The 23,743-nt window shown below is 64.7% G+C and carries 23 protein-coding genes; 14 read left to right on the forward strand and 9 right to left on the reverse strand.

Going from position 1 to position 23,743, the window contains the following annotated elements:
• Window positions 1-58: 58 nt before the first annotated feature.
• The 3 genes from LVJ94_08910 (at window position 59) to LVJ94_08920 (ending at window position 3,224) form a co-directional block, all read left to right on the forward strand.
• Window positions 59-919: a LysR substrate-binding domain-containing protein gene (locus tag LVJ94_08910; protein ID WXB07354.1), complete on the forward strand. Its 861-nt coding sequence runs from the start codon at window positions 59-61 to the stop codon at window positions 917-919.
• A 426-nt stretch (window positions 920-1,345) separates the two neighbouring features.
• Complete coding sequence (locus LVJ94_08915; GenBank protein ID WXB07355.1) at window positions 1,346-2,755, forward strand: hypothetical protein; 1,410 nt, start codon at window positions 1,346-1,348, stop codon at window positions 2,753-2,755.
• Between the two features lie 10 nt (window positions 2,756-2,765).
• On the forward strand, window positions 2,766-3,224 hold the full coding sequence (locus tag LVJ94_08920) for a DUF417 family protein (GenBank protein ID WXB07356.1): 459 nt from the start codon (window positions 2,766-2,768) through the stop codon (window positions 3,222-3,224).
• On the opposite strand, the gene LVJ94_08925 is transcribed toward LVJ94_08920, so the two are convergent.
• Together LVJ94_08925 and LVJ94_08930 are read right to left on the reverse strand one after the other, a co-directional pair.
• Window positions 3,221-6,382, reverse strand: a complete 3,162-nt coding sequence (locus LVJ94_08925) for a CusA/CzcA family heavy metal efflux RND transporter (protein WXB07357.1) — start codon at window positions 6,380-6,382, stop codon at window positions 3,221-3,223. The genes LVJ94_08920 and LVJ94_08925 overlap by 4 nt on opposite strands.
• A 1-nt stretch (window position 6,383) precedes the next feature.
• Window positions 6,384-7,586, reverse strand: a complete 1,203-nt coding sequence (locus tag LVJ94_08930; GenBank protein ID WXB07358.1) for an efflux RND transporter periplasmic adaptor subunit — start codon at window positions 7,584-7,586, stop codon at window positions 6,384-6,386.
• 238 nt (window positions 7,587-7,824) lie between these two features.
• Here LVJ94_08930 and LVJ94_08935 point away from each other — a divergent pair, with 238 nt between their 5' ends.
• Both LVJ94_08935 and LVJ94_08940 read left to right on the forward strand, forming a co-directional pair.
• Window positions 7,825-9,021 (forward strand): hypothetical protein, encoded by a 1,197-nt coding sequence (locus LVJ94_08935; GenBank protein ID WXB07359.1) that lies wholly within the window; start codon window positions 7,825-7,827, stop codon window positions 9,019-9,021.
• Between the two features lie 13 nt (window positions 9,022-9,034).
• The gene (locus LVJ94_08940; protein WXB07360.1) at window positions 9,035-9,676 is read left to right on the forward strand and encodes a hypothetical protein; all 642 of its coding nucleotides are present in this window, start codon (window positions 9,035-9,037) and stop codon (window positions 9,674-9,676) included.
• A gap of 253 nt (window positions 9,677-9,929) precedes the next feature.
• Here the strand turns inward: LVJ94_08940 and LVJ94_08945 are convergent, their stop codons facing one another.
• From LVJ94_08945 to LVJ94_08965, 5 genes are all read right to left on the reverse strand, one after another.
• Window positions 9,930-10,421 carry a hypothetical protein gene (locus tag LVJ94_08945; protein ID WXB07361.1) on the reverse strand — a complete coding sequence of 164 codons (492 nt, stop codon included), beginning with the start codon at window positions 10,419-10,421 and terminating at the stop codon, window positions 9,930-9,932.
• Between the two features lie 13 nt (window positions 10,422-10,434).
• Window positions 10,435-11,196, reverse strand: coding sequence for a methyltransferase domain-containing protein (locus LVJ94_08950; protein ID WXB07362.1), 762 nt, complete (start codon window positions 11,194-11,196; stop codon window positions 10,435-10,437).
• A gap of 17 nt (window positions 11,197-11,213) precedes the next feature.
• The gene (locus LVJ94_08955) at window positions 11,214-11,660 is read right to left on the reverse strand and encodes a hypothetical protein (GenBank protein ID WXB07363.1); all 447 of its coding nucleotides are present in this window, start codon (window positions 11,658-11,660) and stop codon (window positions 11,214-11,216) included.
• Window positions 11,661-11,690: 30 nt separating this feature from the next.
• Window positions 11,691-13,370 (reverse strand): amidase, encoded by a 1,680-nt coding sequence (locus tag LVJ94_08960; protein WXB07364.1) that lies wholly within the window; start codon window positions 13,368-13,370, stop codon window positions 11,691-11,693.
• Between the two features lie 161 nt (window positions 13,371-13,531).
• The gene (locus LVJ94_08965; protein WXB07365.1) at window positions 13,532-14,080 is read right to left on the reverse strand and encodes a Spy/CpxP family protein refolding chaperone; all 549 of its coding nucleotides are present in this window, start codon (window positions 14,078-14,080) and stop codon (window positions 13,532-13,534) included.
• 172 nt (window positions 14,081-14,252) lie between these two features.
• Here LVJ94_08965 and LVJ94_08970 point away from each other — a divergent pair, with 172 nt between their 5' ends.
• From LVJ94_08970 to cyaY, 3 genes are read left to right on the forward strand one after another with little or no spacing between them, the layout of a single operon-like run.
• Window positions 14,253-15,242 carry an alpha/beta hydrolase gene (locus tag LVJ94_08970; GenBank protein ID WXB07366.1) on the forward strand — a complete coding sequence of 330 codons (990 nt, stop codon included), beginning with the start codon at window positions 14,253-14,255 and terminating at the stop codon, window positions 15,240-15,242.
• Between the two features lie 15 nt (window positions 15,243-15,257).
• Window positions 15,258-15,641 (forward strand): Co2+/Mg2+ efflux protein ApaG, encoded by a 384-nt coding sequence (gene apaG, locus LVJ94_08975; GenBank protein ID WXB07367.1) that lies wholly within the window; start codon window positions 15,258-15,260, stop codon window positions 15,639-15,641.
• A gap of 26 nt (window positions 15,642-15,667) precedes the next feature.
• The gene (gene cyaY / locus LVJ94_08980) at window positions 15,668-16,000 is read left to right on the forward strand and encodes an iron donor protein CyaY (protein WXB07368.1); all 333 of its coding nucleotides are present in this window, start codon (window positions 15,668-15,670) and stop codon (window positions 15,998-16,000) included.
• Between the two features lie 82 nt (window positions 16,001-16,082).
• On the opposite strand, the gene LVJ94_08985 is transcribed toward cyaY, so the two are convergent.
• On the reverse strand, window positions 16,083-17,576 hold the full coding sequence (locus LVJ94_08985; protein ID WXB07369.1) for a hypothetical protein: 1,494 nt from the start codon (window positions 17,574-17,576) through the stop codon (window positions 16,083-16,085).
• A 251-nt stretch (window positions 17,577-17,827) separates the two neighbouring features.
• Entirely contained in the window at window positions 17,828-18,277 is a 450-nt protein-coding gene (locus LVJ94_08990; protein ID WXB07370.1) for a hypothetical protein, read from the reverse strand.
• Between the two features lie 250 nt (window positions 18,278-18,527).
• On the opposite strand from LVJ94_08990, the gene LVJ94_08995 reads away from it, so the two are divergent.
• From LVJ94_08995 to hscA, 6 genes are all read left to right on the forward strand, one after another.
• A complete protein-coding gene (locus LVJ94_08995; GenBank protein ID WXB07371.1) occupies window positions 18,528-19,073 on the forward strand; it encodes a MerR family transcriptional regulator in 546 nt (181 codons plus the stop codon).
• 40 nt (window positions 19,074-19,113) lie between these two features.
• A complete protein-coding gene (locus LVJ94_09000; GenBank protein WXB07372.1) occupies window positions 19,114-20,337 on the forward strand; it encodes an IscS subfamily cysteine desulfurase in 1,224 nt (407 codons plus the stop codon).
• 173 nt (window positions 20,338-20,510) lie between these two features.
• On the forward strand, window positions 20,511-20,909 hold the full coding sequence (gene iscU / locus LVJ94_09005) for a Fe-S cluster assembly scaffold IscU (protein WXB07373.1): 399 nt from the start codon (window positions 20,511-20,513) through the stop codon (window positions 20,907-20,909).
• Window positions 20,896-21,273: an iron-sulfur cluster assembly accessory protein gene (locus LVJ94_09010; GenBank protein WXB07374.1), complete on the forward strand. Its 378-nt coding sequence runs from the start codon at window positions 20,896-20,898 to the stop codon at window positions 21,271-21,273. The genes iscU and LVJ94_09010 overlap by 14 nt, the downstream gene beginning before the upstream one ends.
• A 28-nt stretch (window positions 21,274-21,301) precedes the next feature.
• Complete coding sequence (gene hscB / locus LVJ94_09015; protein WXB07375.1) at window positions 21,302-21,835, forward strand: Fe-S protein assembly co-chaperone HscB; 534 nt, start codon at window positions 21,302-21,304, stop codon at window positions 21,833-21,835.
• A gap of 2 nt (window positions 21,836-21,837) precedes the next feature.
• Window positions 21,838-23,727 (forward strand): Fe-S protein assembly chaperone HscA, encoded by a 1,890-nt coding sequence (gene hscA, locus LVJ94_09020; GenBank protein ID WXB07376.1) that lies wholly within the window; start codon window positions 21,838-21,840, stop codon window positions 23,725-23,727.
• The last annotated feature ends 16 nt before the right edge of the window (window positions 23,728-23,743 follow it).

Raw genomic sequence — 23,743 nt, forward strand, 5'->3', positions numbered from 1 at the left:
TTCGCCCCACATTTCGTAAAGCGAATCCTCCTTAATGCTACGTTTCGATTTTCGAAACATGCACACGGCGGAACTTCAGCTCGATTGGCTCCGCGCATTCGTCGCGGTGGTGGACGCAGGCTCGCTGGCCGCGGCGGTCCCGCAGCTGCATCGCTCGCCGTCGGCGCTGAGCATGCAGCTCAAGAAGCTGGAGGACGCGGCCGGCGCACAGGTTCTCGTCCGCGATCCCCGTCATATGGCGCTCACCCCCACGGGGCGCGAGCTTCTCGGCTACGCGCGGCGCATGCTGGAACTGCACGACGAAGCGTTGGCCGCGCTGCATGGTCCCCAGGTTACCGGTCGCGTCGTACTGGGTGTCCCCGACGATTACGCGTTCGCCTATTTGACGCCGTTGCTGCGCGCCTTCGGCAACCAGTATCCAGGCGTCGAGATCTGCCTCATGTGCGAGCAGTCGACCTTGCTCGTGCCCAAAGTGCAGCGCGGTGAAGTCGATCTCGCGGTGGTCACGCGCGATCGCCCCGGCCGCGGCACATTCCTATTCCACGAGCCCGTCGTTTGGGTCGGCTCCGCCGAGTACGAGATGTGGCGCCGCGATCCGCTGCCCATTAGCGTTTACGAATCGGGCAGCCGCGCGCGCCGCGACGTCGTGGCCGCGCTCTCCTCGACGCACCGTGCCTACCGCATCGTCTCCTCCAGCCGCAGCATCGTCGCCCAAGTGGCCGCGGTGGACAGCGGACTGGCGGTTGCGGCGATTGCCGCCTCGGCCGTTCCCCCGCGCCTTACCGTGCTGGGCCCCGAGCACCGCCTCCCCGCGCTCCCCGCCCTGGACGTCGCCCTCGTGCGGAGCAAGACATCGTCACGGACACCGGCCGCGAGCGCCATGCACGAACAAGTGGTTCGTACCCTGCGCCGCGGATGACCGATTGACGCCAATGAAAAAAGAACGACCCTCGTCACGAAGCTGGCCCCTTTCGGCCATCTAAACCTTGGAGCACGAGCAATCCGGAAATCCCGCGGGACCGACACGCGTGGAACATGGCCCCGTTTGCTCTGCGTCTTTCGCATCCGCCCCTCCGAATTCGACGGGGGAGGTGATTGCACTTTCGAGCAACCATCATTCGCGATTGTCGATGCGTGCGAAAGCCAAGTTGGTTATCGCTTCATCGGCTTCAATTGCGCAAACCAACGAACCGCTGCGCGCCTTGATTTCATAATTGCCATCATTGGATCGGAACACCGCCGATGATGCGATTGTTGGATGAAGGAAGTCAGCTTTACTGAGAGGACCCTTAGAATGAAACCTTGGTACGTTGCTGTCGTTTGTACATCTGTCGCGGCTTCCTTCATGGCTTGCTCCGACGGAGGAAGCGGCTCCGAAACAGGCACCTCCAAATCCGCACTCAACGCCGCATCTTGCCCGTCGGTGCAGCCCGATCCTGCGCGATCGCTGTTCGTCACCGATGCCGCGGCGCTGGAAAAACTTCCCTTCGAAACCGTGATGAATCGAATCGTGGCGACGGGGAGCACCACCGGGCAATCCGCACTTTCACTTTTTCAGCAACTCATGGACACCATGAACAATCAGGCCAACGCCAAAACGCAGGGGCCTCATTGCGATGACGTGATTGTCGACGGTAAGCCATCGATCAACGGCTTTCCCATCGAGTGCCCGCGTTTGGAGGGCCGCCTGGCCACGACGAATCCATTCGCGCCGGCGCCGGATCCGGATGGCTACGACCCCGTCGGTATCGTCAATCGGTTCGATCTTGCTCCGCAGAATGGCGCGAATTGCGGGCAATATCGCATCGTCTACACCAAGCGATCGGGCAAGACGAGTTTCTCCGATCGCGTTCTCCTCATCTTCGAAGCCACCTTGCCCAATCCGAACCCCAGTGCAGGCCTGGCGGCATGCCTGCCGGTGACGGAGTTTTGGGCAGGACTCACCACGGACGACGACGCGAATTCGCGCGCGACGAAGTTGGCGGATTTCTATTTGACCGGCCTCCCCGGTTTTGCGCCGGTGGTCAAAGCCGCCCACTACGGATTCGACGGCGGCGTGGATACGGGGCAGATTCGCGCCAATCTGTTCAGCGCGCCCCAAGGGCAGTTTCCCTCGCAATGGCAATTGCGGGAATTCCGCCTTTCGCAACAGTGCACCTCGGGCGATTGTTCCCTGGTCGCCAAGAATACGTTCGTACAGGTCAATCCCTTCGGTGCCCTGTTCGGCGGTGGCGATGCCGCGAGTACGACCTTCCAGAACGCGTTCTTGAATCAGGTGTCTTCGCTGGCGTCGACCAACCTCAACACCATCGGCATGTCCTCGAGCGGGGCCGACAATGCCGGGGAGAGCAACGAGCAGGACACCTCGAACGACTACCTCGCCCAGGGGCAGAACAATGCCACGTTCAAGGACGCCATCACCGCCAAGCTCGCGGAAATCAGCCGAACGGATCTCACGGCGGACGACATCCTCAATCGCGCGACCACACAATCGTGCGCCGGGTGCCATCAGGTCAGCACGGGTCGATCGATGGGGGCGGGGCTCACGTGGCCCAGGACCCTCGGCTTCGTGCAAATCGACGAAAGCAGCCGCATCTCGCCCGCGCTCACGGACACGTTCCTCCCGTTCCGCGCGCAGGTACTCGCCAACTTCATCAACTCGCAATGCTCGGACGCCGGTCCGTCGCTTGCGAACAACGGCCACGTCGATCCCAAGCGCACCATCGGCGGCGGTCTCGTGGGCGCGGCCAATTGAAAGGAATTCCATGCATACGCATCCGCGCGCCCTGCAGCAAACCGCAACACGCCCCGCGCTTCCTTCGTGGTCGCTGACCCATCATGCCAGTTTGCGGCTGCTTCGGTGGTCGCTCGGGCTGGTGTTCGTCTGGTTCGGCGCCTTGAAAATCACGGGGGCGACGCCGGTCGCCGCCCTCGTGGGCCGCACGGTGCCCTTTCTCGATCGCACCTGGTTCGTGCCCGCGTTGGGCATCTTTGAGGTGATGCTGGCCATTGCGCTGGTCGCAGGCTGGCAGCTTCGTTGGGTCGTCACGGCGATGGTGGCGCATCTCTGCGGGACGTTCCTCGTCTTCGTGACCCAACCCAACGTGGCATTTCAACATGGCAATCCCCTTCTGCTCACCACGGAAGGGGAGTTCGTCTTCAAGAACATCGTGCTGATCACCGCCGGCCTCGTCGTTGCGACCCAGCTGCCGCGCCGCGCCTAGGAACCCGTGTGGACGATATCCCCGTCGCCCTGTGAATCTTCCTCTTTGGCCGGCGCGGGGGTAGCCACCGCCAGCTCTTTGCCCACGACGATCTCGTAGATGGCCGGTAGCACGAGCAGCGTGAGCAGCGTCGCCGAGGCAATGCCGCCGATGACCACCGTCGCGAGCGGCCGTTGCACCTCGGCGCCGGCGCCCTCGGCCAGCGCCATCGGCAGGAACCCCAACGAGGCCACCAGCGCGGTCGTCAGCACCGGGCGCAAGCGGCCTTCCGCGCCGAGCCGCACCGACTCGGCCAGCGGCAGGCCGCGGGCGCGCAGCTTCTCGATGCTCGAGACCAGCACCAAGCCGTTGAGCACCGCCACACCGAACAAGGCGATGAAGCCGACCCCCGCGGAAATGCTGAACGGCATCCCGCGCGCCGCCAGCGCCAGCACACCGCCGCTCACCGACATGGGCACGTTGGAAAAAATGAGCAGCGCCTGCTTCACCTTGCCGAAGGTCGCCACCAGCAGAACGACGATGAGCAGCAGCGCCACGGGCACCACCACCAGGAGCCGCGCCGTGGCGCTCTGCAGCCGCTCGTACTCGCCGGCCCACGCCATGAAGTAGCCCGAGGGCATCTTCACGTCCCGGCCCAGCGCGATCTTCGCGGTCTCGACGAACGACGCCAGATCGCGCCCGCGCACGTTGGCCTGCACGGAGATGCGCCGCGAGAGCCGCTCGCGGCTGATCTCCGACGCCCCCGGCGCCACCGTCACGTCGGCGAGCTGCCCCAGCGGGAGCAGCGCCCCATTCTCGGTGCGAATCGGCAGGGCGGAAATGGTCTCCGCGCTTCGGCGCGCCTCGGGCGCGAGGCGAACCTGGATGGGGTAGCGCTCCACGCCGGCGGCAATCTCGCCGACCTCGATGCCGCCCAAGGCCTGCACCGTGTCCAGAACCTCCTTCGCATCGAGCCCCTGCCGCGCGATGGCCGGCCGGTCGATGTGCACGGTGAGCGCATTCAAGCCTGCGACCATCTCCGCGCGCACGTCCTTCGCACCGGGAATGGCGCGAAGCACCTGCACCGCCTGATCGCCCAGTTGTTTCAGCTGGGCCAGATCGCGGCCATAGATCTGCACCGCGACGTCGGAGTCGATGCCCGCGAGAAGATCGTTCGTGTTCATCTCGATGGGCTGCGAATACGAAAGCCCGATGCCGGGGATGTTGCCCGACAGCTTCGCGTCGACGGCCGCGATGAACGATTCCCGATCGTGCGCCGTCGTCCACTCGTCGCGCGGCTTGAGCATGACGTAGATGTCCGTCATGTTGATGCCCATCGGATCGATGGCAATCTCCGCGCGGCCCGTGCGGCAGATGACGCTGGTCACCTCGGGGAACGATTCCTTGAGCAGCTTCTCCACCTGCGTGGTCTGCGCCACCGAGGCCTCGAGCGACACCGAGGGCAGGCGGATGCTCGGGATGACCATGGTCCCTTCGTCGAGCTTCGGCAGGAACTCGCGCCCGAGCTGGCTGCCCACGAAGAGACTCCCCGCGAACGCCGCCACGGCAATGGCCGCCGTCACCTTCGGCCAGAGCAGCACCTTGTTCAGAATCGGATCGTAGACGCGCGACGCGACCCGGATCAGCGGGCTCGGATGGTCCGTGGCGTCGCGAGAGAGCATCAGCGAGGCAAGCGCCGGCACCAAGGTCAGCGACAGCACGAAGGCCGCGGCCAGGGCGAAAAGCACGGTGAGCGCCATCGGCCGGAACATGCGCCCCTCGACGCTGGAGAGCGCCAGAATGGGCACGTACACCAGCGCGATGATCGCCTCGCCGAACGCCGTGGCCCCGCGCACCTCGCGCGCAGCGGCCACCACCGTCTCTTGCCGTTCGGCATCCGTGAGCGTGCGGCCCAGCTCCTCGCGCTTTTCGGCCAGGTGCCGCTGCGCGTTCTCGATGATGATGACCGCGCCGTCGACGACGAGGCCGAAGTCGATGGCCCCGAGGCTGAGCAGGTTGCCCGACACGCCGCCGAGCCACATACCGATGAACACGCCGACCAAGGCCAGCGGAATCGAGAGCGCCACCACCGTGCCGGCGCGCCAATTGGCCAAGGTGATGAACAGCACCACGATGACCAGGGCGCTCGCCTCGAGCAGGTTCTTCGACACCGTGTGGATCGTCTTGTGAACGAGCTCCGTGCGGTCGTAGTAAATGTCGACCTTCACGCCCTCGGGCAGCGATTTCTGAACCTCCTCGAGCTCCCGTTTCGTGTCCTCGACGACCTCGCCCGAATTGGCCCCGCGCCGCATGAGCGCGACGCCCACCACGATTTCGCCGCGCCCGTCGCGGGTAACCGCGCCATAGCGCACGCGCGGTGCATAGTGCACCTGGCCGAGGTCCCGCAAATAGAGCGGCGTCCGATCGCCCCGCGTCTCGATGACGACGTTGCCGAGTTCCTCGGCTGTGGTCACGCGCCCTTCGCCGCGAAGCGTGATGTTCTCGCGGCCATCGACCATGTACGCGCCGCCCACCGCCAGGTGGTTGCGCTCGATGGCTTCGACGACTTGGGTGACCCCCACGCGCGCCGCCGCGAGCCGTTGTGGATCCAGCTCCGCCTCGAGCGTCTTGGCCTCGCCGCCAAAGGTGTTCACCTCGACCACGCCGGGCACGAGCCGCAGCCGCGGGGCAATCTGCCAATCCAGAATGGTGCGCAGCTCCATCAAGGAGCGCCCTTCGCCGCCCACCTCGAAGTGGAGCACCTCCCCGAGCCCGCTCGACATGGGGCCGATTTCCGGCTCGCCATAGCCCGCGGGGATGGCGTCGCGTGCCTTCGGGATGCGCTCGGCCACGAGTTGGCGCGCCTCGAGCAGGTTCGTATCGTCGTCGAAGACGAGGGTCACCACCGAGATGCCCGCCCGCGAGTTGCTGCGCACCTGCGTGAGACCCGGCGTGCCGGCCATGGTCATCTCCACGGGAAACGTGACGTACGTCTCCACGTCGAGCGGCCCGAGCGCGGGGGCCTGTGTGAGCACCTGGACCTGCACGTTGGTCACGTCGGGCACCGCATCGATGGGCACCCGCGTCGACGCGAACGCGCCGAGCAACACGAAGACGAAGGACAAAAGGATGATCAAGACCCGGTTGCGAACGGAAATCTCGATCAGCTTGTCGATCACGTCAGTCGTTCTTCCCCATCTGCTCCCGCAGGGCTTCGCTCTTCAGCACGAAGGTCCCGTCGGTCACGATGGTTTCGTCCTGCTTCAGTCCCCGGCGCACCTCGACCTCTTGGCCGATGTCCGCACCCCGCTCGATGGGACGCAGGTTGAACTTGCCGCCGCCCTTTTGGACGAACACAAATTCCTGCCCGTCGATCGTCTGAATGGCACCCTTCGGCACCACGAGGACCATCTGCGTCCCGGCATCCACAGACGCCGCACCCGGCACGATGCCGAAGATGTGCGCCGACGCGCTCATGCCTGGGCGGAGTGCACCATCCGGGTTGTCCAGCACGATGCGCGCCGGAACGGCCCGCCGCACCGGATCGACGATGCCGCCCACGTAGTCGACCCGCCCCGAGAACACGCGGTCCGGGTACGCGATGACGGTGGCCTTGGCCTCGTCGCCCGGGTGCACCTTGGCCAGATCGCGCTCGTACACGTCGACGATGAGCCACACCTTGTCGATCTCGCCGACCACGAAGAGGGTGTCCGTGGAGCTCACCGCCTGGCCCATGCGTGCGTTCACGTCCAGCACGAGCCCGCCCAGCGGGGTGCGCAGGGTCGTTGCGGTCGAGGGGCGCCCGGAGCCGGCGCCCGCGTCGGGCTGGGCCAGGTCGTCGAGGCGCACGCCCACCGCGTGCAGCCGCTCCGCCGCCGCGCGGATTTCAAGGTTCGCGAGATCCCGATCGGTCTCGGCGTTGATCACGCTTTGGCCGGTGGTCACGCCCGCATCGGCGAGCCGGTACTGCCGCAAACGCTCGCGCTCGGCGTACTGCATCTTCACCTGCGACGCCAAATAGTCCGACCGCGCCTTGCCGATCTCCACGCTCTCCAAGGTGGCCAGAACGGTGCCTGCCGCCACGTGTTGCCCGGGGTCGACGCGGATGGATACGACGCGCCCTTCGATGATCGGGCCCACACGGGCCACCCGGTTGGGCAGAAACTCGAGGATGCCGGCGACCGCCACGCTGGCGCGCCGCTCCACGAAGTGCGGTTTTCCACTGGTGAGCCCTGCGGCTTGCAGGGCCGCTGGACCGAGCTCGACGTCGGTTTCGGGCTTTACCTCGGGCGGCTCCTCGACCTTTTTCTTGTGGCACGCGCCAAGAAGGCCCGCGAACGCCAACGCGCCCACCCACAAGAGACCGATACGAAGCCGGGACATCACCGGAAACTATAACCTCCTACCACTCAAACCACGAAACGACCGTCCAACGACGCGGGCGAAAACCCTAGCTTTTTCCTAACGCCCTTCGTACTAAAGTTTTCGCGCCGCACTTCGACCCCTGGTTCGTCTCTGGGGGCCCGTGTCCGGCCCAACTTGGGCGGTGGTAGCCGCCTCCCATCCCGGCGCGCGCGCGCGTTTCGAAAGGAAGCCCTTGCCGCACCCCGCCCGCCCTCGATTGAGCCGACTCGCTGCCATCGTGCAGATCGTGTCGCTCGTCATCGCGTTCCTCGGGGCCATCGTCATCCTGGGCGCGAAGGTGCACGCCGCGGACAAGGCACCGCCTCCCGACAAGTCCCCGTCCAGCGCGGCGGGCAAGGCCGACGCTGCCGTCCTCGACGCTGGGGTCAAACCCGCCGCGTCGGCGCCGCTCGCCGCGGGCGTGCGCGATGCGGGAAATCCCCTCGATTACGCGGTCTTGCCCGGTGAGAGCGACTTCGACGAGCACCTCAGCGAGGAACAGAAAGCCTCCATCGGCGAGGGAAAGGTTCCCATCCATCGCGAAGGGAAGTTTCGTTCGCCGTTCGCGCACCCGCGTTTCGGGGGCCCGGCGACGGCCAAGGTGGGCTTGGTCATCAACAACGTGCGCGGATACGACATTCAGCACGGCTCGTTCGATGCGGATTTTTTCCTGTCGCTCACCTCGGACAAGCCCATGGGGACCATGGAGCTGTTCTTCACGAACGGCCACGAGATCACCCAGACGGTGCTCGCCGATACGCCCACGTTCAAGGCCTACCGCTTCACGGGAAGTTTCATCAGCCGGGTCGACCTGCGAAAGTACCCCTTCGATACGCAGTATTTGACCATCGAGTTCGAGGATTTGCGCGCCGGCGTCGACCAGATCGTCTTCGAGCCGTACCAAGAGCGCACGTCGCTGGATGCGCAGTTCATCCTGTCCGGGTGGGGCGTCGAGTCGATTGGTGCGCGGTCGTACAAGCATCTGTACCCGCCGCGCTTCGACCGGGACGACCTTTACGTGTCGCGTTACAAGTTCTCGCTGGGCATCGAGCGCTTCGCCACCAGCGCCGCGTTCAGCGTCTTTTTCCCGGCGTACATCATCGTGCTCATCTCGCTGATGGGCCTCTGGGTTCGCGCGGAGCGGCTGGACATCCGCACCAATGCCGTGGCGCCGATGCTGGCGGCGGCGGTGTTTTTCCACTACTCGCTCACGCAGTCGCTGCCCTCCGTGGGCTACCTCACGCGCGCCGACAAGTTGATGCTCGGCGTCTACGTGGCCCTGCTCATCAACATGCTCTCGACCTGGTCCTTCTTGATCATCGGCGAGCAGCGTCAAGAAACCGTCTTTCGCTGGGCGCGCGCGTGGGTGCCGCCCGTCACCATCGCGTTGATGCTGGCCGTGTCATGGATCTAGAGGAAAGAGGAGAATGAACACCGACGCTCCCCAACGGCCATCGCACGCATCCGAGGGATACCCGAGCGGGCGCCGTCCCGGCTGGGTGATCCTGCTCGCCCTGGGAACCTTGATCATTGGCCTCATCGCGGGCTACTTCGCCGGCCGCTTCTCGCTCGACCGCGAGTGGCGCAAGCCCACCGTGCGCATCACCAAGGAAGACTACGAAGAAGCCGCCCGCGACGACGCCGATCCCACGCCGGCCGCCGACTCCGCGGTGATGCGCCCCATGCCATTGCGCCGCACCCGGGAGACCGTCCAGGGGCGCATCGCAGGCGATCCCATCGCGCCGTTGGTCGGATCCATCGGCCGTAACGACGGCGAGGTGGAGCTGCACTTGACGGTGCAAAACCGCGGCACGTGCGAAGTCTCGAAGATCGAGGGCGTCGCCTACGGCTTCGACGCGCGCAACCGCCCCACGAAGATGAACCGCCACGGCGAGCACTACGTCGCCTTCACCGCACCGCTCCCCGGCGATCGCGAGCCCCTGCGCCTGCGTCCCGAGGAGAAGCTCGTTATCTCGGAGAAACTCCGCTACGTCGACGACGCATCCCTGGCCCTCGCCGAAGTCACCCGCGTCACCTGCGCCGACGGGTCGATCTGGAAGAAGCCGTGAGGGTTTAGGGTTTAGGGTTTAGGGGAGAAGAGAGCCTGAGGGGAGAAGAGAGCCCGGAGGGTTAGGGGAGAAGCGAGGGCTGAGGGGAGAGGAGCCCGGAGGGTTAGGGGAGAGGCGAGGGCTGAGGGGAGACGAGAGCTCTGAGTTTTGGGGGGGAAGAGACCTAATTCTCTTCTTCTCCCCCCCTAACCCCTAACCCCTAACCCTAACCATCCAGTCTTCTTCTCTCCCCCTAAACCCTAAACCCTAAACCCTAATCCCTAGCCATCCACGGGCAGACTTTGACCAGTTGGCGGAATGGCTTCCGGCTGCAGGAGAAGCCCACCGGGCGCCCGTAGGCTTTGCGCTCCGTGCACTCCTGCGACTTCTCGTACGAGCCTTCTGACGTTCGCTCGATGGGGCGCGGGCAGTCGCCGATTTGAAAGAGGTCCCACTTGTAGTAGCCGCGCGCGTCCCACTCGTGGAGCACGTGGACGGGCACGTAGTCGCCGACGTGGTACTTCATGATGCACTGGGCGAACTCACGCCCGCCGCGCACCACCTGGAACTGATCCCCCGGGCAGGGATCCCACTCCAACTCGAGGTCGACCAGCTCCGGCTTGCCTTGCGGGTCCGTCTCCACCACGTCCTGGCGGGTGATCTGGCAGACGGATTCGTATCTCTCTTCCCGTGGCGTGCAGGCCGCCATCAGCGCAACCGAGGTCAGCGCGAGGGTGGCTCTTACGAATCTCCGAGACAGCTGCACGCCGCTACTCTACTCAACGGCTTCCCCAGATGAGAAGCCGCTTGAACGGATAAAAGAACGGCCGCGTGTCGGCAAGCTCGGGCAAAAGGCGTTCTTTGTAGCGCGCCAGAAAGAGCTGGTACAGCTCGGGTGAAAGGCGCGACTGGTAATCGGTCAGCAGCGAGCCCTTCACCCACTCGATGACGTCCTCGCGCGAGGGGAGCAAATGCGCGTACACCTGAAGGCGCACGCACTGCTTCGTGTACCCCAAGTCGTACAGCAGCTTGGCGTAACCCTCCGGCGTGAGCAGCGGAAAAGCCCTCTGGTACGGCGTGGAGGCACCTTCGGCAAAGGGCGATTCCGCCGCGACTTTGGCGGCGATGACGTGGGTCGGGTAATCGAAATTGGCCGGCATCTGCACGGCAATCTGGCCGCCCGGCGCGACGAACTTGGTCAACCGCGCGAACAGCGACGGATGATCCTGCACCCATTGCAGCGCCGCATTGGACCACACCAGATCGAACGGTGCGCTCGCCGAAAACGCCTCGATGTTGGCCTTCTCGAAGCGCAGCCCCGGCGTCGTCGGCGCGCGCGCCAGCATCTCCGCCGACGCATCGATCCCCAACGTCTCGGCCGCGCCCAGATCGCGATGGAGAACGCTCGTCAGCTCACCGGTGCCGCAGCCGAGATCCACCACCCGCGCCGGGCGCGGATCCCGCCGAAGCATGCCCATCAAATCGAAGAACGGAAGATCGCGCTCCGCCTTGAAGCGCTCGTACTGATTCGGATTCCACATGCACGGTACGTAGGGTCTTAATGCCCGTGCTCGAGGTACTGCATGGCCTGAATTTCCGACATGAACACGGCGGCGTGGAGCGCTCCGTCTTCGTGCATGTGGCGCTTGACCTGAAGCAGGCCCGTCGCCGACTTCACGACGAGCGCCGTGCGGCGGAACGAGGTCACGAGGCTCTTTCGGTAGCGATCCATCTGCGCCTCGAACTCGGTGTCGTTGCGGCGTGGACCGTCGCGCAGATCGACCAGCAGGCGCCACGATCGGCGATCGATGTCGTGCAGCGCGCGGTCGACTTGCACGAACGACGCGTTGATGTCGGTCAGCTCGACGTAGGGAGCGGGCGTTCGAATGAGCCGCACCAACTGGTGCTCCCGTTCGACGGCGATCTTCCAGAAAATAGTCTTCTCCACCGAAATGGCTACCATCGGCGTAACCGAATGCACCATGGCCGCGAAACCCTCCCCCATGGTCAGAATGCCACGCGCATCCGCAGGATGCTACGGCAGAATCCGCACGGATACGGCAGGTCGCTCGACCTTGGCCGCACCCAAGCGCTCCAGGTGCGCGGATGCAGCCAACACGGTTGCTTCGTCCCACGCATCACCAACGAGCTGAAGGCCGATGGGAAGAAGCCGAGCATCGAGCCCGACGGGCGCGGAGAGCGCAGGCAAGCCGGTGAGGTTCGCCAGAAAATTGAACCGAACGAGCCCGGCCAGCACGCGCGCATCGAGGAAGCCCGACGCCATTTCGTCGTCGGTTGCGGCGGTTGCGGTATCGACGGTGGTCGGCAACGCCAAGAGATCGACGCGTTGGAAGGCATCCGCCACTTCGCGTCGGAGGCCATTTCGTAGTCGCTGCGCGTCGACGTAGTCGGCGGCCTTGGCCTCGCCCAGCGCCGCCATTGCCAGCTGCAGATCGTGGCCCATGTCGCCGGCGTGTCGCTCCCAGTCGACCTGCAGCGCGCCACGCGTCTCCAGGCCGATGGCCATGTAGCCGATGAGCGGCGCCTGGCGTGCGAGACCGATGCGCACACGCTGCAACGTTGCACCTTCGCGCTCGAGCGCGCGCAATGCATCTTGCCCCGCGCGCTGCACGGAGGGCGAGGCATCGGCCCACTCGTTCTCGTCCACTCCGATGATCAGTCCACGGACCCCACGGCCCAGCGCCGCGAGGAAGTCGCCCGGCGCGGGTTTGGCCGGCACGCCGAACAGGGTCTCCGGATCGAGCGGATCGGGGCCCGAGATGGCCTCAAGCACGCGCGCCAAGTCGGCGGTGGACGACGCGATGGGACCCACGTGCGCGACGGTGCCTTCGGCGTAGTCGCCGGCGCGGCTGACGCGCCCCCACGTCGGCTTGATGCCGAACACCCCGTTGATGGCCGACGGAATGCGGATCGAGCCGCCACCATCGGCGCCCATGGCAAAGGGGACGAGGCCGGTGGCCACGGCCACACCGGAGCCCGTGCTGGAGCCGCCGGCGATGTGCCGCGGGTCGTGCGGATTCTTCGGCAGGCGACGATGCTTGTTCTGCCCCGAGGGCGACATGCCCAACTCGGTCATCGGCGTCGTGCCGAGAACGAGCGCGCCGGCGCGACGAAGCTCGGCGACGCACGTCGCGTCTTCCTTCATCGGCATCGGGTCGATGTAGATCGTGCCCACCTGCCGTGCGAACCCGCGCACGGCGGTTTGCTCTTTCACGGCGATGGGAACACCGTCGAAGCTGCCGCGCGCCATGTTGGCCGCGTAACGCGCACGGCTCTCGCCCGCCTCACCGAGGGCGGCTTTTCGTGGCATCTCCTCGTGCAACGGCCCCACAGTGGGCACGCGCCCCGCAAGCTCGCGGGCCGCGGCAAGGCAGCGCACGACCACGTCCTCCGGCGTCAGCGTGCCTTGCGTGTAGTGTGCAACATAGCTGGCGCTGGTGCCCGACCATGGGGGCGCAGGCAAGGGGAGTCGCGCATCCTCGCCGGTGCGCGGAGGACGCCCTGCGACGACGCGGTTGTGCAATGGAAGACTGCCCCGTGCCTCTGCAGGGAGCTGTTCGAGCTCGCCGATCTTCAAGTCGGCGCGCAGCGCATGGTAGACGGCAACGCTTCCCGTCTTGGTGCGCGCGGCGCGGGCCGCAGCTCGAAGAAAGGCTCCAGAGAGGCGCGGGGCAGGGGGAAGTCGTCGGGCCATAACCCAACGACTTTAGCTCAGCCGACCACAAAGATTAGAAGAATGGGAATTGAACAGGGAGAACGGGAGATCGGGAGTTCTTTGGATTGGGTCCAAGGAGGTCCCCATTGCGATGATTTGAACCCCCAAATCCCCCCGTCTTCCCGCAAATTCTTCTGATCTTAGAGCGCGAGCACGCCGGTGCGAATCAGGTACGCGAAGCGCTTTCGCTGCTCCTCGTCGAGCAGGGCGTGGATGCGCCCCAGCGCCTTGGTCACCGCGTCGCGCAGCCTTTCCGTGCTTTGCGTGCGGAGATCGGCGCCTTCTTTGGCGCGCCCTTCGTCGAAGGAACCACCGGCCACGGCATCGGCAAACGCGGCCATCGTGCGGCGTTCGTCGACCTCGGCTTGAGCCCGCTCCGTTTTCAGGTCGTTCAAGATGTTCGCGAGGTCGGTGACTTGCGCCTCGCTCAAGTCGAGCTTGTGCGCCAGAAACCGCAGCGGCCTTCGCACACCGAAGCCGCCGCCATCTTCGTGATGATGATGGCCCCACCCGCCAGCTTGCCAACCGTCCCACGGCGAAGATCGCTCGTCGCGATCTCGCCCGCGGCCGTGCCGCCCGGGCCAACCTGCGTACTCGTGCACGGGGCCGTCGTCGCCGCATCGCTCACGACGACGCGCATTGGCCCACCAGTAGAACAAGCCCGGAGGCATACCAGGATGATGATGCATTTTTCTCTTCTCCAACTCGCCGAGGCTGTCTCGCTCCCGGCGGGGTTACACGCGTGGGCGACATGCCTCACGCACTGGGAGATGTTGGTCCCGATCGACGACCTGTCAACCCGCGTTGAAAGTCCGCAGCATTGCGCAGCGCGTCGAGCGATGCTTAGCTGAAGAAACCCGCATGAACGCCCTTCGCTTCAAGCACCCGTGGATCGTTCAAGAGAGCATTCTGCGCGCGCTCACCGTGGATGCGGCGGCCCACGCGCTCGCGTACGTCCGCTTCTCCATGCCGGACGCATCGCCGGAGCGCTTCGGCGTGCGCGTGCTGCGCGACATCGTCTACGGCCCCACGCGAAGGCGCGAGCACCGGCTCGACGCGTACGTACCCACGCGCGCTCTCAAGCCACTGCCCATCGTTCTCTACGTGCATGGCGGCGGCTTCGCCACGTTGTCCAAGGAGACCCATTACGTCATGGCCATGGCGTTCGCACGTCAGGGCTACCTGGTGTTCAACGTCAATTATCGGCAGGGTCACAAACATCCGTACCCCGAGCCGCTCGAAGACGTTTCGGAGGCCCTGCTCTGGGTTCACCGCCACGCCGCCGAATACGGAGGCGATCGCGATCGCATCGCGCTCGCGGGCGAGTCGGCGGGTGGCAATTTGGTGACCGCGCTGGGCATCGCCTCGGCGGCGCGTTTGCCGGAGACCTTCGCGCGCCGCCTCTTCGATGCGAACATCCCGCTCCGGGCCGTCGTGGCCACGTACCCGATTCTCGACCTGACCGAGATCGAGGCGATGATGGCCACCGAGCGCTTACCCCTTTTCGTCCAACGGCTCCTGTTCGACGTTGCGGCGGCCTACCTTGGCCCAGGTGCCTTCAATGGATCGTCCGAAGCGGTACCGCTCGCAAGCCCGCTGCTGCTGCTCGAGCGCGGCTTGGTGTCATTGCGACGGGATCTGGCGCCATTTTTCCTGTCGGTGGGTACGAGAGACATTCTTCTATCCCACTCGAAGCGCATGAAGGTCGTGCTGGACCGGCTCGGCGTGAAAAATGAGCTCTTCATTGCGCCGGGCGAGGTTCACGGCTTCGACGCCATGGTGTGGCGCCCTGCGGCACGGCAGAAGTGGTCGGCCCTGCACAGTTTTCTCGCACCGCACATGGCGGCCTAGTAAAACAGAGAAATCGTGTCCACCGCCGTCACACAAGGGATTCGCGTCTCGGTCGAGTCCGTGTACGTTCCCGAGCAATCCTCCCCCCGGTCGCAGCGTTACGTCTTCGCGTACACCGTGAAGATCCACAACGAAGGCACCGAGGGTGCACAGCTGCGCACCCGCCATTGGATCATCACCGATGGCAACGGCCGCATCGAGGAGGTGCGTGGTCCCGGCGTCGTCGGCCAGCAGCCTTTCCTGCGGCCTGGCGACCATTTCGAGTACACGAGTGGCTGTGTTCTGACCACGCCGCGTGGGGAGATGCACGGCACGTATCAAATGCATCGCTCCGACGGCCGGGCCTTCGATGCGACCATCGCACCGTTTACGTTGGCCCTCCCGTACTCGCTGAACTAGTCAGGACACTGGAAAGGTCCTTCCCCATGTCCCTGCTCGAAGAGCCGCGTTACCAACAGCTGGCCGACTCCGCGTTTCGTCGCCTCGAAGACGCCTTCCAAGACGTCGACCCGGAAGAAGCCGATTGCGAGCGCGCAGGCGACGTCGTCACCATCCTCTTCCGCAGCGGCACCCGCTGCATCATCAACACGCAGCGCCCCACCCGCCAAATCTGGCTCGCCGCCAACGCGCGCGCCTGGCACTTTTCCTACGACGAAGCCACCGATCGCTGGCTCGACGACAAGGGCAGCGGCGCCGAACTATTCGCCACCGTTGCCCGCATCGTGAAAGAGACGTCGGGCGTCGACGTGGTTTTGTGAGGGTCTAGGGTGAAGGGTTTAGGGTAGAGGGGGAGAATCCCGCCCTCGCCTGTTCTTCTCCCTAAACCCTAAACCCTAAACCCTAGCCGTTCGGAACGTTGACCCCGATCGCCGCCCGCAATTCGGCGTAGGTGTCGCTCAAGGCGAACGAGATCAGGTCCGACAGCCACTCGCCCGAGGTGGGCTCGCCCAGGTAGTGCGGCTCGTAGACGTTTGCGCGGCGGGCGACGTCGACGGAGCCTGCGAGCAGCAAGCCTGCACGCGCCGCGGACATCTCGGCGAGCTTCGACCAGCGGCCCACATCCAGCAGCGAACCCATGGCCAGGGCGGCCTTCACGATTTGGCGCAGTGCCTCGAGCTCGTCGGGCAGAATCGCCTGGCGCAGGCACACATCGAGATCGTCGCCCGTGTTCCAGATCCCGCTGTGCGAGGTGGCGATGCGCACCGCGGACGAGATGAGCGACTTCAGCGCGGGCACCGTCGGGAAGAGCGCACGGCCGAGCAACTCGGGCTGCAGCAGCGCGATGTACTTGCCGGCGAAGTAGGCGCGGCTTCCCGACGACAGCTCGCGCACGTGCTCGATCGACACGTGAACCGTGGGGTTCTCCGCGATGGCGACCGAGAAGGGGCTCGACATCCCGTGGTTCACGCGCAGATCCGGCGGCGACAGCCCCAGGATCTCCGACGCGTCGAGGAACGTGCGCAGAATCGGATACGTGCTGTCCGTCTGCTCCTCGGCCAGCCGCCCGCCCAAATCGTCCTCACGCTCGCGGCGGCCTCGAGGCCCCATCTTCGCGCGCACCACCACCGGCACCACGATGCGCAGGATCGCCGTGATCGTCGGATCCAGATCCGGGTGCAGGATGTGGCTGTCCCACGCCTCCGGCAAAAGCCGCCCCGGCACCGCCTCGAGCGGCATCGGCGCGTAGCCCACCAGGAAGCGCTCCTGCTCGTGGGTCATCTTCACCGCCAACGTGTCGCCCAGCACGTCGATGGCGCACCATGCGGCGTCGAAGTGCCGCTTGCGCAGAAAGAGCGTGTAGAGCTCCTTCATCGGCTCCACGGCCAGCGGATTGCGCTCGAGCACGTTGCGCGTGAAGTCGAGCGCCTCGTCGAGCTCCCCGACGATGACCAGCAGCTCGCACATCAGCTTGCGGTCGTCGTCGCTGTCGGGCTTCAACGCCAGTGCGGCCTTGAAGCACTCCAGTGCGCGCGCCGCATCGCCGAGCTTCTCGCGGTAGACGACGCCCAATTGATGAATGAGCGCATACCGTACTTCGATATCGTCCACCGACGTGCGATCGAGTCGGTCGCGGTAACAATGCGTCAGCGCATCCCAATCTTGCAGCTCCGTGTACAGCGCGAAGAGCCGCTCGAACGCATCGAGCCGCGAAGGATCGAGGGCGAGCGACTCTCCGAGCAAGTCCGCCGCCCAACGCGCATCTCCAACCTTGTCGTGCACCACCTCGGACAACGAGAAGAGCTTTTGCGCCTTGCGCTTCGGGTCGTTGTCGTGACTGAGAGCGTGAAAGGTGTGATCGTGTACGTGAATATGCTGCGGATCTAGGGCTAGCACTGCAGTCCCCCCCTGTTCGAGTCCGAAAAGAAAGCCGCATCCGTGTGTGGAGAGTTGACCGCCGCAAGCGCGGCGGACCTCCGGGTGGCGTGTGTGTGGAGAGCACGCGTTCCCGGGGCGACGAATCGGCTTACCGACTCCGAGTAAGCGAAGGTCGTGCCGATTCTTTCCACGATTTGCGCGAAATCAGCGCATTTGTAGGTAGAAGCAGGCTCTCGTCCGCCTAATGTCCTACGTTGGACTACGACTCTCTACTGCAGCGAATAAGTCGTACTTCGCTTCTCACCGAGCTTTCGGATCTTGCCTTGGTCGCGGAGTTCCCGCAGCGGCAACGCCAACAGATCCGGAGAGATAGACAGCTCTCCCGCAAGCGCCCGCACCCCTAGAGGCGACCCTGCGGTCTGGAGCACACGGATGATGCGTTCGGCAAGCTCACCACGTTTCTCCTGAGTCTGGCGTGGCCGGCGACCGCGGCGACCTTGCGCAGTATCGAGCAGACCTGTCCCAGTTCCGCTGCCCCTGGACGAGGATGCGCCAGGCTTCTGCACCCGCTCCGATTGAGCTCTCTCGGGCAGAAACAGCTGACCCGTGGGCGTCCGCGGTGCCGGCCGTGGCTTGTCCGAGGCGGCCGCGTGGCTTGCCAGGGACGCGGTATCGAGTCCGGCCACCTCCGCAAACGTGGCATTGCGGATGGTCGTCACGATGCGCGCAACGAATTCTAAAGTAATCTCGGTGAGTTGTGCCTCAAGCGATGGCGCCGCCAGCGGGCGCGGCGTTCGACGTGGGTCGAGACCTGGCTGCTTCGGCATGGCGGCACTGTTTGTATCTCCGGCCCCGCCCGCAGGTGCAAGCCGTTTTCCATGGCGCGTCAAGCTGGTCTGAAAAGATCCCGCACCCTAACGTAAGGGTGTTGTCAAACCCTCACCTATAGGTAAGAGTGCCTGTGGAGCTATGAGCAACAACGTGCGCCTCCCGATGCTTCATCCGCCGCCTGATCATTCCGATCGGGATGAGTCGTCGGTGCCCGATGGAGAGCTCAAGCAGGTAGGGGACCTCGCCCGCGAGGCGGGCAAGACGGTCCGCGCCATCCACCTTTATGAGGAGCTAGGGCTCCTGCATCCCGTGGCCCGTTCGAAGGGCCGCTACCGCCTCTATGGGGCCGACGCGCTCGTGCGCATCCGTTGGATCGGCCGGCTCCAGGAGATGGGCTTTAGCCTGACCGACATTCAAACCATCGTCCGCGAGTGGGAAGAACTGCATTCCGCCCCGCGCGCGATGATTCGGATGAAGGAAACCTACAAGCGCAAGCTGGCTGAAACGCGCGAGCACATCCATCGGCTCCGGGCCCTCGAGCACGAGCTCGAGGCGAGTCTCGTGTACCTCGACACGTGCGAGGTCTGCGATCCCGACCGGATGCTCTCGGCCTGTAAGGCCTGTGATCTTCATACCTGCGGCGAGCACGTTCCCGAGCTCATTGCAGGGTTTCGAGCAAGCTGAACCCCCCTCCCGACAAGGGGCTCCAGACAAGGAAAGAACAATGTCCGTCAACCTCCCGATCTTCATGGATTACCACTCGACGACCCCGGTCGACCCGCGCGTCGTCGAGGAGATGATTCCGTACTTCACGCAGAAGTTTGGAAACGCCGCCAGCCGCAGCCACAAATTCGGTTGGGAGGCCGAAGAAGCCGTGGACTACGCGCGCGAACGCATCGCCTCGCTCATCAACGCGCAGAGCTCGAAGGAAATCGTCTTCACCTCCGGCGCGACCGAGTCCGACAACCTGGCCATCAAGGGTATTGCCGAGTTCTACAAGGACAAAGGCAATCACATCATCACCTCGGTGATGGAGCACAAGGCGATCCTGGATACGTGCAAGCGCCTCGAAAAAGAGGGCTACCAGGTCACGTACCTGGGCGTCGGCAAAGATGGGCGGGTCGATCCGAACGAAGTGGCCAACGCCATCACGGAAAAGACGATCCTCGTGAGCATCATGGCTGCCAACAACGAGATTGGCACCATCCAGCCGCTCGAGGAGATTGGCAAAATCACCCGCGCCCGCGGCGTGCTGCTGCATAGCGATTCCGTGCAGATCATCGGCAAGGCCGAGTTCGACGTGCAGAAGTTCAACATCGACCTGGCCTCGATCACGGCGCACAAGTTCTACGGCCCCAAGGGCGTGGGCGCCCTTTACGTGCGGCGTTCGAAGCCGCGCGTGCGCCTGGTGGCTCAAATGGACGGCGGCGGCCACGAGCGCGGAAGCCGCTCGGGGACGTTGAACGTGCCGTCCATCGTCGGCTTCGGCAAGGCGGCGGAAATCGCCAAGAACGAGTGGCGCGAAGAATCGGCCCGCCTCGTGCGCCTGCGCGAGCGTCTGCGCGCACGCATCATGGACAACCTCGAGGAGGTGTACGTGAATGGCTCGCTCGAGCACCGCCTGTCCGGCAATTTGAACCTGTCCTTCAACTTCGTGGAGGGCGAGGGCTTGATGATGGCCATCAAGGACGTCGCGGTCAGCTCTGGCTCGGCGTGCACGTCCGCCAGCCTCGAACCCAGCTACGTTCTGCGGGCCCTCGGGGTCGGGGACGAGTTGGCGCACTCGAGCATTCGATTCGGCATGGGACGCTTTACGACCGAGGAAGAAGTCGACTACGTAGCGGACCTCGTTGTCGACAAGGTCAACAAGCTCCGCGACCTATCCCCGCTCTACGAGATGCACAAAGAGGGGATCGACCTGAAATCCGTCAGCTGGGTCGCTCATTAGTCTGGTTTCGAGAGGGGCTCCGCCCCCTCGAGCTCGTTTGTTTTGGTTTCGAGGAGGGCTCCGCCCCCTCGAGCTCGTTTGTTTTGGTTTCGAGGAGGGCTCCGCCCCCTCGAGCTCCCCGAGAGAGAAAATTTTTAGGGCTTGAGCCCGACGGAACAACTGGAGATCGAAACATGGCGTACAGTGAAAAAGTGGTCGAACACGCGGAAAATCCCCGCAATGTCGGCACCCTGGACAAGAGCGATCCGAATGTTGGAACGGGTCTCGTTGGCGCGCCCGCCTGCGGCGACGTGATGCGTCTGCAGATCAAGGTCAACGACGACGGCGTCATCGAAGACGCGAAGTTCAAGACGTTCGGCTGCGGCTCGGCCATCGCCTCGTCCTCCCTGGCCACGGAGTGGCTCAAGGGCAAGACGGTGGAGCAGGCCGAGGCCATCAAGAACTCGGACATCGTGACCGAGCTGAATCTCCCGCCGGTGAAGATTCACTGCTCGGTGCTCGCGGAAGACGCCATCAAGAGCGCCATCGAGGACTACCGGCAGAAGCAGGAAGCGCGTCGTGCAGCACGTTGAACCTGCGGTCTTGGAGCCGGAGCAAAAGAAGGAGCCCTCCATCACGGTCAGCCCTGCCGCGGTGGAGGCCATTCGCGCGCAGATCCAAAAGCGCGGCGTGCCGAACACCTCGCTGCGCGTGGGCATCCGCGGCGGCGGGTGTTCCGGATTCAGCTACGTCATCGAGTTTCACGATGGCCCGCCCCGCGCACGCGACCGCGTGTACGACTACGGCGACGTCCGCGTCGTGGTCGATCCGAAGAGCCTGATTTACTTGAATGGCTCGGTTCTCGATTGGGAAAAGACGCTGATGAAGCAGGGCTTCAAATTCGTGAATCCGAACGAGAAAACCTCGTGCGGATGCGGACATAGCTTCACGGTTTAATTCAAGTCCCCCAAAGCCCGGTTCGATCATGGATCCGTTTGCCACCCTCGGCGTCGCACGCCGCTACGACGTCGATCTACGCGCGCTCGAGAAGACGCATCGCGAGCTGTCGCGTGCCCTGCATCCCGACAAACACGTGGGCGCTGCCGCTGGAAAGCGTGAGGCGTTGTCCCGCGCCGTGGAGGTCAACGCCGCGTGGCGCATCCTCCGCGATCCGGTGAAGCGCGCCGAAGCGCTCTTTTCGATCTACGGCGTGCCCGTCGGTGAGACCAACGAGCCCAAGTCGAAACCGGCCTTCCTCATGGAAATGCTGGAACAGCGTGAGGCCCTCGACGAAGCGAAGCAGGCGAAAGATCTCGCGCGCGTTCACCAGCTCGCCGAATCCATCGAGGCGCACGCACAGGCCGTGCAGGAAGCGCTGGCGGAGGCCTTTTCGAGCGCCGGTGCCGACCGCGAAAAGCTCGGCCCGCACGTGAGCAAGCTCGGCGAGCTGCGCTACTTCCGGCGATTTCTCGAGGAAGTCAGCGCCATCGAAGATGATTTAACGACGGAGGAGACCTGACCATGCCGACAGCACTCCTCGATATTTTCGACCCCAAGGCGGCCCCGCGCCCGATTGGAATCGATCTGGGCACCACGCATTCGCTGGTCGCCTCCGTGCGCGACGGGCGGCCCGAGACGATTGCCGACTGCGATCAAGAGGTGCTCCTGCCCAGCGTGGTTTCCTATACGGACCACGGCGTCATCGTGGGGCGTGCGGCGCAGTCGCGTGCGGTGGAAAATCCGCGCGACACCATCGTCAGCGTGAAGCGCTTCATGGGCCGCGGTGCCGACGATCCGGAGACGCGGCGGATGGGGCCTTATCAATTTGGAGCAGCGCACGGCGATGCGCAGCCCAACGTGGTCCGCTTTCTGGTGCGCGGCGGGCGCGAGGTCACGCCGGTCGAGGTGAGCGCCGAGATCTTGCGCACGCTGAAGCGCAACGCGGAAGACGAGCTGCGCACCGTGGGCGGGGCCGTCATCACGGTGCCCGCGTACTTCGATGATGCCCAGCGCCAAGCCACGAAGGATGCCGGCCGTCTCGCCGGCCTCGAGGTGCTGCGCCTTCTGAACGAGCCCACGGCGGCCGCCTTGGCCTATGGACTCGATAAAAAGCAGAATGGCCACTTCGCCGTTTACGATTTGGGTGGCGGCACCTTCGATATCACGATTCTGCTTTTGGACGACGGCGTCTTCCAGGTCAAAGCCACGGGCGGCGACAGCGCCCTGGGCGGCGACGATATGGACCGGGCCATCGCCGAAATCGTCTTGCGCGATCTCGGCTATGAAACGGGGGCCGCGCACGTTCCGACGGATCCATCGTTTTTGCGGCTGCTTCTCGACACGTCGCGCGAGATCAAACACGCATTGACCACCGCCCTCGAGGCCGAGGTCAAATTGCCGAATGCGCAGGGCCACGAAAAGTCGGTGGTCGTGACGCGCAGCCGTTTCGAAGGAGCCATCAAGCTGCTCCTCGACCGAACCGGTGTGGCCTGTCGCCGTGCGCTCAAGGACGCGGGGCTCAAGCCCGAAGAACTCGACGGCATCATCCTGGTGGGGGGCTCCACGCGCGTTCCGTACGTGCACACCTACGTGAAGGGCCTCTTCAAGCGCGAGCCGTTGGCGGACATCGATCCGGATCAAGTGGTCGCGCTGGGCGCCGCGGTGCAGGCCGATTTGCTGGCCGGCGAAGGCCCGCGCGACGAAGTGCTCTTGCTCGACGTGCTGCCGCTCTCGCTGGGCATCGAAGTGGGCGGCGGCGTGGTGGACAAGATTCTGCCGCGCAACATCACCATTCCGACGGGCGCGCGGGCGACGTACACCACGCAAGAGGACAATCAAACCGGCTTCGTGATCCACGTCGTGCAAGGGGAGCGCGAGCTTGCGGGCGACTGCCGCAGCTTGGCGCATTTCACCCTGAAGGGGATTCCGCCCATGCCGGCGGGTATGGCCAAGTTGGAAGTGAACTTCCAGGTCGACGCCGACGGCCTGCTCGGCGTGCATGCGAAAGAATTGGTCACCGGCATCGAGCAAAACGTGGCGGTGAAGCCCTCGTACGGCCTCGACGACGAGACCGTCGAACAGATGCTGCTCGACGCGCTCGACCACGGCGAGCAAGATCTGCTCACCCGCCGCATCGCCGAAAATCGGCTCGAGGCGCATCGCATCGTCAGTGCCACGGAAAAGGCGGTGACCAGCGATGCCGAGTTGCTCGAGGCGGGCGAGCGCGAAGCCATCGAGCTGGCCATGGCAGCATTGGCCGAGGCGGCGCGGGGGAGCGATCCCGGCCGGATGCATCATTTGATCGAAGAGCTCGACCGCGTGAGCAAGCCCTTTGCGACGCGCCGAATGAACCGCGCGATTGCACGCGCCATCGAAGGGCGCAACGTCGACGACGTCGAAAAGCGCGTTTAGCGCGCAGGGTTAGAAG

It is taken from the genome of Sorangiineae bacterium MSr11367, assembly GCA_037157805.1.
In the GTDB taxonomy this organism is placed as follows: domain Bacteria; phylum Myxococcota_A; class Polyangia; order Polyangiales; family Polyangiaceae; genus Pendulispora; species Pendulispora rubella.